The organism is Shinella sp. (genome assembly GCF_052438155.1).
Lineage (GTDB): Bacteria > Pseudomonadota > Alphaproteobacteria > Rhizobiales > Rhizobiaceae > Shinella.
Genome location: NZ_JBQVPI010000001.1, coordinates 249,237 through 264,476, shown reverse-complemented (window position 1 = coordinate 264,476; position 15,240 = coordinate 249,237). Strand labels below are relative to the sequence as shown.

14 protein-coding genes are annotated in these 15,240 nt (G+C 62.2%); 9 read left to right on the top strand and 5 right to left on the bottom strand.

Going from position 1 to position 15,240, the window contains the following annotated elements:
- The 3 genes from ACT6VE_RS01210 (at window position 1) to ACT6VE_RS01200 (ending at window position 5,281) form a co-directional block, all read left to right on the top strand.
- Entirely contained in the window at window positions 1–2,073 is a 2,073-nt protein-coding gene (locus ACT6VE_RS01210; RefSeq protein WP_444796804.1) for a hypothetical protein, read from the top strand.
- Between the two features lie 195 nt (window positions 2,074–2,268).
- The gene (locus ACT6VE_RS01205) at window positions 2,269–2,805 is read left to right on the top strand and encodes a glyoxalase superfamily protein (protein ID WP_444796803.1); all 537 of its coding nucleotides are present in this window, start codon (window positions 2,269–2,271) and stop codon (window positions 2,803–2,805) included.
- A gap of 160 nt (window positions 2,806–2,965) precedes the next feature.
- A complete protein-coding gene (locus tag ACT6VE_RS01200) occupies window positions 2,966–5,281 on the top strand; it encodes a calcium-binding protein (protein WP_444796802.1) in 2,316 nt (771 codons plus the stop codon).
- A gap of 66 nt (window positions 5,282–5,347) precedes the next feature.
- Here the strand turns inward: ACT6VE_RS01200 and ACT6VE_RS01195 are convergent, their stop codons facing one another.
- A complete protein-coding gene (locus ACT6VE_RS01195) occupies window positions 5,348–5,869 on the bottom strand; it encodes a GNAT family N-acetyltransferase (protein ID WP_444796801.1) in 522 nt (173 codons plus the stop codon).
- Window positions 5,870–6,149: 280 nt separating this feature from the next.
- Between ACT6VE_RS01195 and ACT6VE_RS01190 the strand changes: the two genes are divergently transcribed.
- Window positions 6,150–7,136: a glutathione S-transferase family protein gene (locus tag ACT6VE_RS01190; RefSeq protein WP_444796800.1), complete on the top strand. Its 987-nt coding sequence runs from the start codon at window positions 6,150–6,152 to the stop codon at window positions 7,134–7,136.
- Between the two features lies 1 nt (window position 7,137).
- Here ACT6VE_RS01190 and ACT6VE_RS01185 read toward each other — a convergent pair whose 3' ends face one another.
- Window positions 7,138–7,638, bottom strand: coding sequence for an NUDIX domain-containing protein (locus tag ACT6VE_RS01185; protein ID WP_444796799.1), 501 nt, complete (start codon window positions 7,636–7,638; stop codon window positions 7,138–7,140).
- 109 nt (window positions 7,639–7,747) lie between these two features.
- Between ACT6VE_RS01185 and ACT6VE_RS01180 the strand changes: the two genes are divergently transcribed.
- The 4 genes from ACT6VE_RS01180 (at window position 7,748) to ACT6VE_RS01165 (ending at window position 10,994) form a co-directional block, all read left to right on the top strand.
- Window positions 7,748–8,650 carry a metallophosphoesterase family protein gene (locus ACT6VE_RS01180; RefSeq protein WP_444796798.1) on the top strand — a complete coding sequence of 301 codons (903 nt, stop codon included), beginning with the start codon at window positions 7,748–7,750 and terminating at the stop codon, window positions 8,648–8,650.
- Between the two features lie 129 nt (window positions 8,651–8,779).
- Window positions 8,780–9,427, top strand: a complete 648-nt coding sequence (locus ACT6VE_RS01175) for a tetratricopeptide repeat protein (RefSeq protein WP_444796797.1) — start codon at window positions 8,780–8,782, stop codon at window positions 9,425–9,427.
- A gap of 194 nt (window positions 9,428–9,621) precedes the next feature.
- Window positions 9,622–10,140, top strand: coding sequence for an RNA polymerase sigma factor (locus ACT6VE_RS01170; RefSeq protein WP_444796796.1), 519 nt, complete (start codon window positions 9,622–9,624; stop codon window positions 10,138–10,140).
- Window positions 10,140–10,994 carry an anti-sigma factor family protein gene (locus ACT6VE_RS01165; protein WP_444796795.1) on the top strand — a complete coding sequence of 285 codons (855 nt, stop codon included), beginning with the start codon at window positions 10,140–10,142 and terminating at the stop codon, window positions 10,992–10,994. Before ACT6VE_RS01170 ends, ACT6VE_RS01165 begins: the two co-directional genes overlap by 1 nt.
- Before the next feature lie 52 nt (window positions 10,995–11,046).
- Here ACT6VE_RS01165 and ACT6VE_RS01160 read toward each other — a convergent pair whose 3' ends face one another.
- The 3 genes from ACT6VE_RS01160 to ACT6VE_RS01150 all read right to left on the bottom strand — a co-directional run bounded on the left by ACT6VE_RS01160 (window position 11,047) and on the right by ACT6VE_RS01150 (window position 14,373).
- Window positions 11,047–11,520, bottom strand: coding sequence for a VOC family protein (locus ACT6VE_RS01160; RefSeq protein WP_444796794.1), 474 nt, complete (start codon window positions 11,518–11,520; stop codon window positions 11,047–11,049).
- Between the two features lie 132 nt (window positions 11,521–11,652).
- The gene (leuA, locus tag ACT6VE_RS01155) at window positions 11,653–13,362 is read right to left on the bottom strand and encodes a 2-isopropylmalate synthase (RefSeq protein ID WP_444796793.1); all 1,710 of its coding nucleotides are present in this window, start codon (window positions 13,360–13,362) and stop codon (window positions 11,653–11,655) included.
- Between the two features lie 432 nt (window positions 13,363–13,794).
- Window positions 13,795–14,373, bottom strand: a complete 579-nt coding sequence (locus ACT6VE_RS01150) for an ATP-dependent Clp protease proteolytic subunit (protein WP_444796792.1) — start codon at window positions 14,371–14,373, stop codon at window positions 13,795–13,797.
- A 269-nt stretch (window positions 14,374–14,642) separates the two neighbouring features.
- Between ACT6VE_RS01150 and ACT6VE_RS01145 the strand changes: the two genes are divergently transcribed.
- The gene (locus ACT6VE_RS01145; RefSeq protein ID WP_444796791.1) at window positions 14,643–15,221 is read left to right on the top strand and encodes a HupE/UreJ family protein; all 579 of its coding nucleotides are present in this window, start codon (window positions 14,643–14,645) and stop codon (window positions 15,219–15,221) included.
- The last annotated feature ends 19 nt before the right edge of the window (window positions 15,222–15,240 follow it).

Genomic DNA, 15,240 nt, shown 5'->3' with positions numbered 1-15,240 from the left:
ATGACCATCCAGTTCTCCCCCTTCCTGCCCTGGATCGCCATCGGCGCGATCGGTCTCGTCGGCCTGCTACTCGCAGCCCTTGGCTTCTGGCGGGGCCTGCGCGGGTCGTTCGTCCGCGCGCTCGCCTTGGCCCTGCTGGTGCTGGCGCTCGCCAATCCGGTCTTCCTGCAAGAGGATCGCGAGGCGCTGTCGACCATCGTGCCGGTCATTGTCGACCGCAGCCAGAGCCAGGACAACGAGGAACGCACCGCCCAGACCAATGCAGCACTGGAAGGCATCAAGGAACGTTTGGCGCGCTACCCGCGCATCGAGCCCCGCATCGTGGAAGCCGGCGACGACGGCACATCCGACACGCCGTCCACCCGCCTCTTCGATGCCCTGAATTCCGCGATCGCCGATGTGCCGCGCTCGCGTGTCGGCGGCGCGATCCTCATCACCGATGGCCAGGTGCACGATATCCCGGACGCCGCTGCGTTCTCCGGCTTCGAAGCCCCGATCCACGGGCTGGTCACCGGCCGACAGGATGAGTTCGACCGCCGCATCGAGGTCGTCAGCGCACCGCGCTTCGGCATTGTCGGCGAGCCGCAGGAGCTGAAATTCCGCGTCGTGGACGACGGCACCGGCCCCGAGACGGCGGCGCGCGTCACTGTCCGCCTCAACGGCAACGAGATCGCCTCGGAGATCGCCCAGCCCGGCACCGAACAGCCGCTCGGCTTCACCGTGCCGCGCGGCGGCAACAACATCCTCGAATTCGAGGTGGACCCGGTCCAAGGCGAGATCACCACCGCCAACAACCGCGCCGTCCATGTCATCGAAGGCATCCGCGAGAACCTGCGCGTGCTGCTCGTCTCCGGCGAGCCGCATGCGGGGGAGCGCGCCTGGCGCAACCTGCTGAAGTCCGATACCGCGATCGACCTCGTGCACTTCACCATTCTGCGCCCGCCGGAAAAGCAGGATGGCACACCGATCAACGAGCTGTCGCTGATCGCCTTCCCGACCCGCGAGCTTTTCGTCGACAAGATCAACGAGTTCGACCTGATCATCTTCGACCGCTACCAGCACCGCGGCGTGCTGCCGATCCTCTACTACGACAACATCGCGCAATATGTCGAAAATGGCGGCGCGCTGCTCATTGCAGCCGGTCCCGAGCATGCGGGCAACGATTCGATCGCCAGCACACCGCTCTCTGTCGTGCTGCCGGCAACACCGACCGGCGCGATGAACGAGGCGGCCTTCTACCCTCGCCTCTCGGACCAGGGCAAAAAACATCCCGTCACGCGCGGGCTCGAAGGTGCCGGTGAAGAACCGCCACGCTGGGGCCGCTGGTTCCGCACCGTCGATGTGCAGCGCCCGCAGGGCAATGTCGTGATGGAAGCCAATGACGGCAAGCCGCTGCTCGTGCTCAACCGCGCCGGCAAGGGCCGCGTCGCCATGCTGCTCTCCGACCAGGGCTGGCTGTGGGCGCGCGGCTTCGAGGGCGGCGGGCCGCATGTCTCGCTCTATCGCCGCACCGCGCACTGGCTGATGCAGGAGCCGGCGCTGGAGGAAGAGGCGCTGACCGCGCGCACCTTCGGCCGCACCCTGCAGATCAACCGCCAGACGATCGGCGATGCGCCCGGCGAAGCAACGATCAAGCTGCCCTCCGGCGCAACGCATCAGGTGACGCTCACGGAAGCCGAACCCGGCCTCTACCGCGCCGAAATCCCGACGACGGAAACCGGCCTCTACGAAATCACCAACGACGACCTGAGTGCACTCGTGCATGTCGGCGCGGTCGATGCGCCGGAGTTCAAGGCGACGATCTCGACGACGGAAACGCTGAAACCGCTTGCCGACGCCACGAAGGGCACCGTGCGCCGCCTCGTCGACGCGGAAGGCCAGACAGTCTCACTGCCGCAGGTGCTGCCGGTCTCCGGCCAGGTCCGCACCGTCGATGAGAACCGCCTTTCGCTGCGCATGACGGACGAGACGGTGCTGAAGGGCATCAACTCGCTGCCGCTGTTTGCCGGCTTTGCCGGGGTCGGCCTGCTGTTGCTCGCCTTCTCCGCAACGTGGTACCGCGAAGGCCGCTGACCATAGTTTTCGATCTGGCGCCGCCTCCGCCGTTCGGCTAGTCTAGCCCTACGGCCGGAGGCGGCCGGCAGACCCGCGCCTTTCCGAAGGCATGGCGAACGCCTCCCCAAAAACCTTTCTCCACCGTTCATCGTTGGGCGAAGGCGTCGGCAATGCGGGCACTGACGAAGACTTCGCCGGAGATGAGGAACGGACATGCGCGACTATCGCGATGCAAAGGCCATGGCGAAAGCCATGCGGGAAACGCTTGCCACCCGCAATATCGAGATCACCCACAGCGAATCCCTGGAAATCGTCGCCCGCCAGTTCGGCGTCGAGACCTGGAACATCCTGTCCGCCAAGATCGAGGCAAAGCCGCCGTCTGCCGGCATCGAGTTCGAGCAGGCGGTGCCGATCGTGCGCATCTTCGACGTGGCGAAGGCACACGAATTCTACCTCGGCTTCCTGGGGTTTTCGGTCGACTGGGAACACCGCTACGGCGACAACTTCCCGCTCTATACGCAGGTCTCCCGCGCCGGGCTGCGCCTGCACCTGTCAGAACATGCCGGCGATGCCACGCCGGGCGGCAACATGGTCGTCTACATGAAGGGCATCCGCGCCTTCCAGAAGGAGCTGATCGGCAAGAACTACCGCTACATGAAGCCGGGCCTGGAGGACGAAGGCTCGCGGCTGGAGGTGACGGTCATCGACCCCTTCCAGAACCGCATCCGCTTCATGGAACTGAAGGACTAGCCAGCGCCCATGTATATGGAGAGGGAAAGTCCCTCTCCACATTTCTCAGGGTTCAGAGATTTCCTCAATTCGTTGCGTCTTCCAATGCCGGTATTCGGCGTCACCCATTGCAACTATTCCTTGTTTTTTGTAGATGACAAGCAGGACAATGGGGACTGGGATGGCGATAAAGTTTGGCACCGTCGGAAAAGACGTACTGAAGGACACGAAGCTTGGGGATTTTTACCTCGGGCTGTTGGGAAACGACACATTTACGGGCTCGACCGGCCCCGACTATTTCAGCGGCGGCTTCGGGGACGACACGTTCACGATCGGAAACGGCTTCACCTTGGTCAATGGCGGGGAAGGTCAGGACAAGGTCACCGTTTCGGCAGGCTCGTGGGCCGTTGGCCTGCCGACCTACTACGACGAGTCGGCGCTGATCATCAATCTTGCCACTGGCCAGACAGTTTCACTCAGGGACGTCGAAGTCGTCCAGGTCGGATCGGCGACCTATACGTTCAAATATGGCAATGACGCCGCCAACGCCATTAACGGCGGATCCGGCATCGATTTCATCAAAGGGCTGGATGGAAACGACACCATCAATACCGGAGCCGGAAACGACCTCATCAGCAGCGGCGATGGCGGCGACCGCGTTGACACTGGTGCCGGCGACGATGTCATCGATGACAGCTTCAGGATGATCGGAAATATTAAATTCCTCCCGGCCTACCGGGACACCCGCCAAATAAACGATTTCTCGCTCGGCGAAGGAAACGATAGGCTTTTCATAAGCTTGCACGTCTACCACGACTACGAAGCCGACAAGGAATATTGGAACGCCTTCGATTACTACAAGGTGGATGGCGGAACCGGCACGGATGTCTTCTACATCACGGACAACATGGCGGGCGTTGCGGGGTGGACGATTGCCGGAGGCAAGGAAATTTGGGCGATTAGCGACAATGGCCTCAAGAGCCGATGGGCGGAGTTCACCGGCGTAGAGCAGATCGTCGATCTGGACCGCGACATCGTCTGGACGAAAGCCACCAACAGTTACAAGCGACAGACGGAAAGCCTGACAGGAACGGCGCTGAGTGAAAAAATCATCGGCACCGCCGGCAACGATACGCTGAATGGCAAAGGCGGCTTTGATTACTTCACGGGTGGCGCGGGAACCGACACCGTCATCCTCTCAGGCCATTCCAACCTGTACACCAACGATATGGTGTTCGAGGGAAGCCTTGTCAGAACCAGGATTGACTTCACGGGCGCGCGTCTCGACAATAAATTGGACAAAAGCGCCGTCATGATCGCGGCCGATGTCGAGAAAATCAAGTTCCTGGGCGGCCCCGGCTCCGGCGATGACACGATCTACAACTTTGCCATCCTGAAGAACAATGCGTTGGCCACGCGAGGCACCTCGACGCACGATTTCTACGTGGTCACGGAGAACGCATCCGGCCTGGCACCACAGACCCTTTCCCTGAAGGCCGGCCACGATCATGTGATCGGCGAAGGCTCGATCAAGCTCGTCGATGGCGGCGATGGCAACGACATCATCGATTGGCGTTATCCGACCGGACCGGTCGTCTTCAGGGGTGGCAACGGCGATGATAAAATCACGATCGCCGGCGTTGGCGAGACTAAGTTTGTGACGGTTGAAGGCGGCGATGGCGACGATGACCTGTATATCAGGGGTCCGGGAACGATTCACGGCGGCAATGGCGACGACCGTATCCGATTTCTCGACGGGACGACTGCAACAGGCGGGGCTGGCAACGACAGGTTCAGTGCGGAAGTCTTCATCGGTAAATCCGTCGTCAATGGCGGCACTGGTGACGACGCGGTGACGATCGAAAGAACGGTCACCGACTACCGCCTCGTGAAGACCGCCACCGGCTACGAACTGACCCACAAGGAATATGGTGGCAAGCTGTCGATGAAATCCATCGAGGCGATCGAGTTCGGAGATGCGGCCTTTAATCTTAGCCTTGCATCGCCCTTCTTCAGTTACAATGGCAGCGCCAACGACGACAAGAAGTTCGGCGGCACCGCCCTCGACCTGATGAACGGCGGCGCCGGCAATGACACTCTCTTCGGCATGGAAGGCAACGACGTGCTCGCCGGCGATGCCGGCAACGACACGCTCAACGGCGGTGAGGGTGACGACGTGTTGGCGGGCGGCGCGGGCAACGACACGCTGCGAGGCAGCGCGGGCTTCGACACTTTCGTCTTCTTCGGATACGGGCGCAACGCCGTCGGGGTGGACCGGATAAAGGATTTCAAGGCCGGCGAGGGCCTCGGCGATGTGATCGTCTTGCGCCTGGATAACCCCGGGTTCGACTCTTTCCACGACATAATGAAGGTAACGGTCCAAAGCGGTAAGAACGTCGTGATCACGCTGAATGACCGCGGCGACGATCTCGGTACGATCATCCTCGAGAACACCACCAAGGCATCGCTGGTAGCCGACGATTTCATGTTCCTCTGAAATGCCCCGGCTCCGGCCCGTGGCAGGTTTACCTTGTCACGGCTGGAAGCTCGGTCGCGCTGCCGCCTACGGAGAAACGCCGTCATTGCGCCAGGCAATAACACCCTTCAGCCGCTCGTGCGTGTCCTCGACAAAGGGCATCACCAGCACGCGCGCGGGATCGACCGGACCGGGGAAGGCCAGCGCATTCCACGCGACCTTTTCGAAGCCGAGTGGGCCGTAATAGGGCGGGTCGCCGACGAGGATGACGGCTTCGGAGCCCTTGCGTTTGGCGGCGGCGCAGGCGATGCGCAGCAGCTCGCGGCCGATGCCCTTGTTCTTGTGCGATGGGCGCACGGCGAGCGGGCCGAGCAGATGGCCCTTCACGCCGCCGGCCGTCACCGGCGTCATGCGCACGGAGGCCACCGTTTCGCCGTCATCCGTGCAGACGAAGGACAGCGACAGGTCGTGCGGCCCCTGCTCACGGATGCGCGCAGCCGCGCGGACATGCCGGCCGGGGCCAAAGGCTTCTTCGTTGATATGTTCGATGGCGGCGTCGTGGGAGGTGTCTTCCGTCAGGTAGACGATATCGTGCTTGAGCATGTTCATGGATCTGGGAACCGGATACGAAGCTGGGGATGCGGGTTATCGCGCCACCGCGAGGGGCGCAGCAGGGGCATCAGCGTCGTCGTGGGCTTCCCGGGTAGAACATGCCTATCGTCTTCCTCGCCGGCTTGAGCGCCGGTCCTGATCTGCGCGGATAGCAGAAATTTTGCCTCTGTCAAAGAGCAAAACGCACTGTTCATCAAAATGCGCCTATCCACATCCCGCCCATGGGCTATCTAAGACCTCACGTTTGAGCCGCGACGTGCGGCAGAAGGAGACCATCATGGGCATGCTTGTTGACGGCGTCTGGCACGACGTCTGGTACGACACGAGCGCGACGAAGGGCCATTTCAAGCGCGCCGCCTCGCAGTTCCGCAACTGGATCACGCCGGATGGCGCGCCGGGTCCTTCGGGCGAAGGCGGCTTTGCCGCGGAAGCCGGACGCTACCATCTCTATGTCTCCTACGCCTGCCCCTGGGCGCACCGCACGCTGATCTTCCGCAAGCTGAAGAAACTGGAAGACCTGATCACCGTTTCCGTCGTCGATCCCCTGATGCTGGCGAAGGGCTGGGAGTTCAAGGGCGAGAACGGCGGCACGCTCGATCAGCTGTTCGGCGCTTCCGCCCTCTACGAGGTCTACCAGAAGGCCGATCCCACCTATTCCGGCCGCGTCACCGTGCCGGTGCTCTGGGACAAGAAACAGAGCCGCATGGTCTCCAACGAATCGGCCGAGATCATCCGCATGTTCAACTCTGCCTTCGACGGCATCACCGGTTCGCGGGACGATTACTATCCGGAAATCCTGCGTGCCGAGATCGATGCCCTGAACGATGCGATCTACGACACCGTCAACAACGGCGTCTACAAGGCCGGCTTCGCGACGGAGCAGGAGGCCTATGAGGAGAGCGTCACGAAACTCTTCGAAATGCTCGACAGTCTGGAAGACCGCCTGTCGACGAAGCGCTACCTTACGGGCGACCGCCTCACCGAGGCCGACTGGCGGCTCTTCACGACGCTGGTGCGCTTCGACCCGGTCTATGTCGGCCACTTCAAGTGCAACATCCGTCGCATCGCCGACTATCCGAATCTCTCGGGCTACCTGCGCGAACTCTATCAGGTGCCGGGCATCGCCGAGACGGTGAACATGCGCCACATCAAGGAGCACTATTATCGCAGCCACACGACGATCAACCCGACGGGCATCGTGCCTGTCGGCCCGGCGCTCGATCTCACCGCCGCGCACGGTCGGGATCGGTTGAAAGCAGCCTGAACTACCAGAAATCAGCAAAAGGCGCCCGGCCGGCGAGTTCCTCCAGCCGGCGCCGGGTTGCCGCAGTCGTCGCGACCGGCAGGGCGTCGAGCGCGAAGAAGGCGGCCTCGACGATCTCACGATCCTTCAGGCGCGGCGCCGTCTGCACGACACCGTCACACCGGTAGAGCAGCACATGGTCGCGCTTGCTGGTCTGGCGGTTGAAGTAGACATGGACGAGCGTCGGCGGCGTGCCGACGACGAGGTTGCCCTCTTCCCGGATTTCCTTGGCGAGCGCCTCCAGCGCCGTTTCCCCACGCTCGATGCCGCCACCCGGCATATGCCAGCCCGGCACATAGCTGTGGCGCACGAGGAAGATGCGGCCGGCTTCGTCGAAACAGGCGGCGCGCACGCCCATCGTCATGCCGCGGGCAAGCGCGAAATAGCTGTGCACCACGCGTGTGGCGAGCTTTGCCAGCAGGCTGCGGGTCGGCGGCGGGGTGGTCGGCGTGTCCTGTTTCATTGCGGCACTTCGCCGGAACCTTTCCCGCAAATCAAGCCTTGGGGGCCAAAGGCCTGGGAATATACACGCCTTGCGTTTCCCTTGCCCGGTATATGCTCTATGGAAAGCTATGTTCAGACTTGCCCATATATCGGACGTCCATCTCGGCCCCTTGCCTGCCCTCACCTTCCTGGAACTGTTTTCGAAGCGCATCACCGGTTTCGTCAACTGGCATCGCAACCGCCGCCGGCACCTGTTCACCAACACACTCGACATCGTGCTTGAGGATATCGAGCGGCGCGACCCGGACCATCTGGCGATTACCGGCGACCTCGTGAACCTCGCTTCTTCGCTGGAAATCGCGGCCGTGAAGAAATGGCTGCCGGAAGCTGGCACGCCGGAGCATGTTTCGGTCGTGCCGGGCAACCACGACGCCTATGTGCGCGGCGCCTACGAAAAATCCACGCGCGCCTGGTATCCCTACATGCGCGGCGATGCGGCCCCGGCAGAATGGCAAGAGGACATGCATGTCTTCCCCTATCTGCGGGTGCGCGGCCAGGTGGCGATCATCGGCTGCTCGACGGCCGTCGCCACGCCACCCTTCTCGGCCTCCGGTTACTTCGGCTCCCGGCAGGCCCGCGAGACGGTCAACATGCTACGCGCCGCCGGCGAGGCCGGCCTTTTCCGTGTGGTGATGATCCATCATCCGCCAATCCGGGGTGCCGCGTCCTTCCACAAGCGCATGATCGGCATGCGCCGCTTCGCTGCCACCGTCTCGACCGGCGGGGCGGACCTCGTGCTGCACGGCCACACCCATCTCAACACCGTGCACTGGCTGCCTGGCCAGATAAAGCAGATCCCGGTCGTCGGCATCGCCTCGGCGTCGCAGGGACCGGGTGGCCACAAGCCGCCGGCCGGCTACAACCTCTTTTCGATTTCCGGTGCACCGGGCAACTGGAACGTCATGCGCGAGCGTTTCGCGCTGACGCCGGACGGGCTTGCGCTGACACTGGCGGAAACGACGCGTTTCTAAAACGGCCGAATAAATCCCTCTCGCCATCCGTAACTAGTCCTCAGAGCGGCCTGCCTTGGGAATGCCTGAACAGCGGGTCCGCTCTGAGACGGCCAGCGCCCCGCAGACGACCCGACGAGAGGGAATCCCATGACCATGCTCCGCCACACCATGCTGCTTTCATTCTGCGCCGCTGTCTCGCTGACGGCGTTCTCAGCCGCCCGCGCCGCGGATTCCGATACCACGACGCCGCCGGTTGCGACCGAAACGACGACGACCTGCACCGACGGCAAGATCTGGAACGAGGAAAAGAAGGAATGCGTCGCGCCTGAGGATCTGAAGCCGGCCGAAGTGACGCCGACTGAGGGCAAGCCGGTCGAAGGCACACCGGCAGACGACAAGGCCAAGACGGAAGAGCAGAAGAAGACCGAGCGCGAGATCGACGACAAGCTCTATGAGGCGGCCCGCGAATTCGCCTATGCCGGCCAGTATGAGAACGCGCTGCGGGCACTGCACGCCGCTTCCGACCAGGAAGACCCGCGCATCCTCAACTATCTCGGCTACAACACGCGCAAGCTCGGCAACATGGAACTCGGCATGAGCTTCTACAAGCGGGCCCTGCAGAAGGATGAGAACTACATCCTCGCCCGCTCCTATATGGGCCAGGCCCTGATCGAACAGGGCGACATCGAGGGAGCCCGCGTCCAGCTCGTCGAAATCCGCGATCGCGGCGGCGAGAACACCTGGGCCTACCGCGCTCTGCTCCAGTCGCTCGGCGGTGAGCGCACAACCTACTGACATCGCTGCCGGCATCGTCCAAAAACGGGACGATGCCGGCCAACACAAGAACAATCGTTGAGGGAACGCGGGAAACTGCGCTCCGGGTTGCCGTTCATGCTTGCAGGCATTAGGAAGAATGTTTCATATCAGACGGTCGCTACCCGCCCGGGAGCGAATAGAGTTTTGATCCCGAACGTTTCCTTGGAAAAGCAATGCGTCCGACGGCAGAATCGAATGAGTTCCGGCGAGATTTGGTCAATTTGCTGCCGAAGTTGCGCCGTTTTGCGATGACGCTGACGCGCAATGGCAGCGATGCGGACGACCTCGTTCAGGAAGCATGCGAGAGGGCTATCACGCGAAGCCATCTCTGGAACGGGGAAGGCCGGCTGGAAAGCTGGGTTTATGCCATGACACGCAATCTCTGGGTGGACGAAATCCGCAAGCGAAAGGTCCGCACAGGGTCCGGCACTGTAGATGTTGCCGAGCAGGATAGCCTGCACATCGAAGCGTCGGCCGACAAGGCCGTCTATGCCAAGCAGTTGCACAAGTTGATCATGACCATGCCGGAGGGGCTTTCGAGCGTCTTCCTGCTGGTGAACGTTGAAGGCCACAGCTACCGGGAGGCGGCGGATATCCTCGGGATACCGATCGGCACCGTGATGAGCCGGCTTTCGGCGGCCCGCATCAGGCTCGCGGCCATGATCGCTGAACAGACCGAAAGGAGGGCCTGATGGTGGAGAGTACACAGGGTCTTCCGCTCGAAATTCGATTGTCCGCCTATCTGGATGGCCAGCTGCCACAGACGGAAGTAGACGAAATCGATGCCATCCTCGCCGAAGATGACGACGCGCGCGTCGTCTTCGAAAAGCTGAAGCTCGGCAGCGAATTCGGCGCGCGCGCCTTCGACAGGATGCTGCAGGATCCTATCCCGCTGGATCTCGTTCGCACGATCAAGGACGTCGGCAAGAGCGAGGACGAACAGCCCAAATCGGGTTTCGCCGCCATTCCGGTCGCCGCCGCGGCGCCACGCCGTCCGTCGGCGTTCTGGCCAAAGGCACTGGCCGCATCGATCGCGATCTTCATCGCCGGCGGCGCCGCCGGATATCTCGTCTCCGAGCAACAGGGTGCCGCGGAAGCACCGCTCCAGATCACCGCCGCCCGCACCTGGCTCGACGACATCGCCGACTATCACCGCATCTATTCGCGCCAGACGCGCCATCTCGTCGAGGTACCGGCAAGCGAACAGGACCATATCGTCGAATGGCTCTCCGCCAGCACCGGCGTGACCTTCGCGCTTCCAGACCTTTCGGCCCAGAACCTCACCTTCGAAGGCGCCCGCCTGCTCGTTGCCGGCGGCAAGCCGACCGCGCAGCTGCTCTACCGGGATGCCGAAAACGAGATCTTCGCCATCTGTTTCCTCCAGAATAGCACCCCGGTCGAGGGCAGGACGGATCTGACAGAGAGCATGCGCAACGATATCGGCCTCGTCTCCTGGCAGAGGGGCAACGCCTCCTTCGTCGTGGTCGGGCCTTCGGCAGATCCGAACCTGGAGCGCATTGCGGAAACGGTTTCCGCAAGCATCTAGCCCGCCGGGAGGCTACGAACGGACGCATGCGCCCATTCGCGCCGGAAAGATTTCAGCCGCGCCGCGCCGCCTCGATCGCGGCGACGTCGATCTTCTGCATCGTCATCAGGGCGTCGAAGGCGCGCTTCGCCTCGCTGCCGCCTGCCCTGAGTGCTTCCATCGCGACACGTGGCGTGATCTGCCAGGATACGCCCCACTTGTCCTTGCACCAGCCGCATTCGCTTTCCTGCCCGCCGTTTCCAACGATCGCGTTCCAGTAACGGTCGGTTTCCTCCTGGTCTTCCGTCGAGATCTGGAAGGAAAAAGCTTCCGACTGCTTGAATGTAGGGCCGCCATTCAGCCCGATGCATGGAATGCCTGCAACGGTGAATTCAACGACCAGGACATCTCCCTGCTTGCCCTCCGGATAGTCGCCGGGGGTACGGATGACGGCACCGACGGAACTGTCGGGAAAGGTTTCCGCGTAAAAGCGGGCGGCGGCCTCGGCGTCCTTATAGTACCAAACGCAGATGGTGTTCTTTTCCATGACGTGATCCTTTCGACTGTGGTTTCGCTTCAATGTGTAGAAGACGAACCAACCCTCTCCAGTCCGACACGCCCTGAAACAAAAAAGCCCGGCAATATTATCGCCGGGCTTTTTCATTCAGTCTGTACTCGATCAGCCGCGAGCAGCCAGCACCCGATTGGCGGCAGAAACGATCGCTTCGAGCGAGGCCGTCACGATGTTCGTGTTGATGCCGACGCCGAAGATCTTTCCGCCCGGATGCTCGACCTCGACATAGGCGATGGCGGCCGCGTTGGAACCGTGCTGGAGCGAGTGCTCGGAATAATCCGCAACAGACATCGGAATACCGAGATAGATCGACAGCGCGTTGATGAAGCCGTCGATCGGACCGGTTCCCTTGCCTTCGATGCGCTTGGTCTCGCCGCCATCGGTGACTTCCGCCGCAACGATGCGCGTGCCCTTCTGCCCGGCGTCATCGGGATAGGTGTGGTGATCGACGAAACGGATCCGCGTGCCCGGCTGCGTGACGTAGCGCTCCAAGAAGCTCTCATGGATACGCTTCGAGGGCAGCTCCACGCCCTCCTCGTCGGTGATGCGCTGGATCTCCTCGCGGAATTCGACCTGCAGGTTGCGCGGCAGGTTGATGCCGTAATCTGCCTGCAGGATGTAGGCGATGCCGCCCTTGCCGGACTGCGAGTTGATGCGGATGATCGCCTCGTACGAGCGGCCGACATCCTGCGGGTCGATCGGCAGGTATGGCACCTCCCACAACGGCTTGTTGGCCTTCTTGATGGCCTTCATGCCCTTGTTGATCGCATCCTGGTGCGAGCCGGAGAAGGCCGTATAGACCAGCTCGCCGACATAGGGATGGCGCTCCGGAATGGCCATCTCGTTAGAGTATTCGTAGACCGCCTTGACGCGCTCGATATCCGAGCAGTCCAGCTTGGGATCGATGCCCTGCGTGTACATGTTGAGCGCCAGCGTCACGACGTCGACATTGCCGGTGCGCTCGCCATTGCCGAACAGCGTACCTTCGACACGGTCGGCGCCGGCCATCAGGGCCAGTTCCGTCGCGGCGATGCCGGTGCCGCGGTCGTTGTGGGGATGCAGCGAGATGATGACGTTTTCGCGGTTGTCGATGTTGCGGCACATCCACTCGATCTGGTCGGCGTAGATGTTTGGCGTCGCCATCTCGACCGTCGAAGGCAGGTTGAGGATCAGCTTGTTGTCGGGCGTCGGCTTCACGATCTCGACGACCGCGTTGCAGATTTCCAGCGCCACTTCCAGTTCGGTGCCCGTAAAGCTTTCCGGCGAATATTCGAAGCGGTAGCCACCGCCGGCCTTGGCGGCCATGTCGGTGATCATCTTGGCCGCATCGGTGGCGATCTGCTTGATGCCGTGAACGTCCTTGGCGAACACCACGCGGCGCTGCAATTCGCTCGTCGAATTGTAGAAGTGGATGATCGGGTTATGGGCGCCTTCCAGCGCCTCGAAGGTGCGGGTGATCAACTCCGGGCGGCACTGCACCAGAACCTGCAAGGAGACATCCCGCGGCACGTTGCCCTCTTCCACGCACCAGCGCGCGAAGTCGAAGTCGGTCTGCGATGCGGAGGGGAAACCGATCTCGATTTCCTTGAAACCCATGTCGAGCAACAGCTGGAACATGCGGGCCTTGCGGTCGTGGCCCATCGGGTTGATCAGCGACTGGTTACCGTCGCGCAGGTCCACCGAACACCAGATCGGCGCTTCGGTGATCGTCTTGCCGGGCCAGGTGCGGTCGGGAATGTTGATCGTCGGATAGGCCTGGTACTTGACGGCCGCGTCGGGCATGCCCTGCTTGGGGGTGTGGGTCTTCAAAATCATCGTTTTCGTCTCTTCGTCGTCCCGGCATTCGCGAAAGCGTCTTAGCGCAAGCAGGCGCATTTTGCGACGGCGAATGCTGGCCGTGGGCGGCCAAACCGGAATTAATGCGTAGGGTGAAACGAGGAGCTATTGCCGGGCGGGCTTTGTCGGCCGCCGGGCGCTCCTCAACGAACCCGGCAACCGCGCATAAGGCCGAGAAGAAGAAGCGAGGAGAAGCCGCGCGAACGCTCGCGAACAGCTGCGCTGCCGCGGGAAACTTGTTCGATGATCTGTGCGCTGGTCTTCAACATAAGGCCGTCTATACCGGCGGGGTGGCGAAAGCGCAAGCACCCGAGGCACAAAACTGCGGCAATTGCCCACGAGATGGCCCGTGCGCAAAGAAAAAGCCCTCCGCAACGGAAGGGCTTCATCCTGTTCAGAAAGGCAAAAGCCTTAGATATCGCCCTGCGACGTCACGATGCGCGAGACGAGGCCGTAGCCCTTGGCTTCTTCGGCAGAAAGCCAGTAATCGCGGTCCGTATCCTTGGCGATCTTCTCGATCGACTGACCGGTGGCTTCGGCGAAGATCCTGTTCAGGCGCTCGTTCATCTTGATGATTTCACGCGCCTGGATCTCGATGTCCGATGCCATGCCGCGCGTGCCGCCCGACGGTTGGTGCAGCAGGAAGCGGGTGTTCGGCAGGCAGATGCGGCGCTCCTTGGGAGCGGCGACATAGATCAGCGCACCGGCGGAGGCGACCCAGCCCGTACCGATCATCCAGACCTTCGGCTTGATGAACTTGATCATGTCATGGATCGAATCGCCCGATTCGACATGGCCGCCCGGCGAATTGACGTAGATGCGGATGTCTTCGTCGCCGGCGGCGGCAAGCGCCACGAGCTGCGAGCAGACCTTCTGCGCCAGCTCCTGATTGATCGGCCCGTAGATGAAGATCGAACGCGACTTGAAAAGATTCGCCTCCGTTTCCTTGCCCAGGGGCAGTTCCGTCTTCTTGTCGTCCTCGTCGCTCATCCAAAGTCTCCGATTGCTCGTCAGAATAATCTTGTCGCTGTCAGATAATGCGACTCACTGGCCAAGACAATGCAACAAAACCGATACCGGGCGATAGAGCCTGTCCCAGACACCGGAAAACAGGGTAAATGCACTTACTGCCGCGCGAAACCAGAGCCTGTCCATACGCAATTTGCGTATGGACGTGGCCGCAGTCCCGTCCGTAGGATGCGGTTCTCATTGACGGAATACGCTGGTTCGCTCCCGGAGCCAGCGGAACAGGGGATACCATGATCAGACGCATGACGCTGGCGCTCGGCGCACTTGTCACCACGACCTCGCCGGCCTTCGCCCATCTCAATCCGCAAGAGCATGGCTCCTTCATGGCCGGCTTCTCGCATCCGCTGTTCGGCCTCGATCATATTCTGGTGATGATCGCCGTCGGCCTGTGGGCTGCGCAGATCGGCGGCAGGGCGCTGTGGGCCGTGCCGGCTGCCTTCGTCACCACCATGGCCATCGGTTTCGGCCTCGCGCTTGCGGGCATCGCCCTGCCCTTCGTCGAACCGGCGATCCTTGCCTCGGTCGTGGCACTTGGCCTGCTCGTCGCCATGGCGGTGAAGCTGGACACCGTCATGTCGGCCGCAATCGTCGCCGTCTTCGCCCTGTTCCACGGCCATGCGCATGGCGGCGAACTCGGAGCGGCCGGGGCCTGGCAGTTCGGCATCGGCTTCGTCGTTGCAACGACGCTCCTGCATGGCGCCGGCATCGGCCTCGGTCTCGGCATTGCCCGGCTTTCCGGCGGCGCGCTCGCGGCGCGCATCATCGGCGGTTTGACCGCGCTTACCGGCCTGGTCCTCGCTTTCGGCTGAGATCCCGCGCCTTGAAGGT

Bases quoted from the DNA above. Each gene is read 5' to 3' on its own strand.
- ACT6VE_RS01175 (WP_444796797.1), top strand. From the start codon at position 8,780: ATGACCATGCTCCGCCACACCATGCTGCTTTCATTCTGCGCCGCTGTC.
- ACT6VE_RS01160 (WP_444796794.1), bottom strand. From the start codon at position 11,520: ATGGAAAAGAACACCATCTGCGTTTGGTACTATAAGGACGCCGAGGCC.
- ACT6VE_RS01205 (WP_444796803.1), top strand. From the start codon at position 2,269: ATGCGCGACTATCGCGATGCAAAGGCCATGGCGAAAGCCATGCGGGAA.
- ACT6VE_RS01150 (WP_444796792.1), bottom strand. From the start codon at position 14,373: ATGAGCGACGAGGACGACAAGAAGACGGAACTGCCCCTGGGCAAGGAA.
- ACT6VE_RS01200 (WP_444796802.1), top strand. From the start codon at position 2,966: ATGGCGATAAAGTTTGGCACCGTCGGAAAAGACGTACTGAAGGACACG.
- ACT6VE_RS01185 (WP_444796799.1), bottom strand. From the start codon at position 7,638: ATGAAACAGGACACGCCGACCACCCCGCCGCCGACCCGCAGCCTGCTG.
- ACT6VE_RS01190 (WP_444796800.1), top strand. From the start codon at position 6,150: ATGGGCATGCTTGTTGACGGCGTCTGGCACGACGTCTGGTACGACACG.
- ACT6VE_RS01180 (WP_444796798.1), top strand. From the start codon at position 7,748: ATGTTCAGACTTGCCCATATATCGGACGTCCATCTCGGCCCCTTGCCT.
- ACT6VE_RS01170 (WP_444796796.1), top strand. From the start codon at position 9,622: ATGCGTCCGACGGCAGAATCGAATGAGTTCCGGCGAGATTTGGTCAAT.
- ACT6VE_RS01195 (WP_444796801.1), bottom strand. From the start codon at position 5,869: ATGAACATGCTCAAGCACGATATCGTCTACCTGACGGAAGACACCTCC.
- leuA (WP_444796793.1), bottom strand. From the start codon at position 13,362: ATGATTTTGAAGACCCACACCCCCAAGCAGGGCATGCCCGACGCGGCC.
- ACT6VE_RS01165 (WP_444796795.1), top strand. From the start codon at position 10,140: ATGGTGGAGAGTACACAGGGTCTTCCGCTCGAAATTCGATTGTCCGCC.
- ACT6VE_RS01210 (WP_444796804.1), top strand. From the start codon at position 1: ATGACCATCCAGTTCTCCCCCTTCCTGCCCTGGATCGCCATCGGCGCG.
- ACT6VE_RS01145 (WP_444796791.1), top strand. From the start codon at position 14,643: ATGATCAGACGCATGACGCTGGCGCTCGGCGCACTTGTCACCACGACC.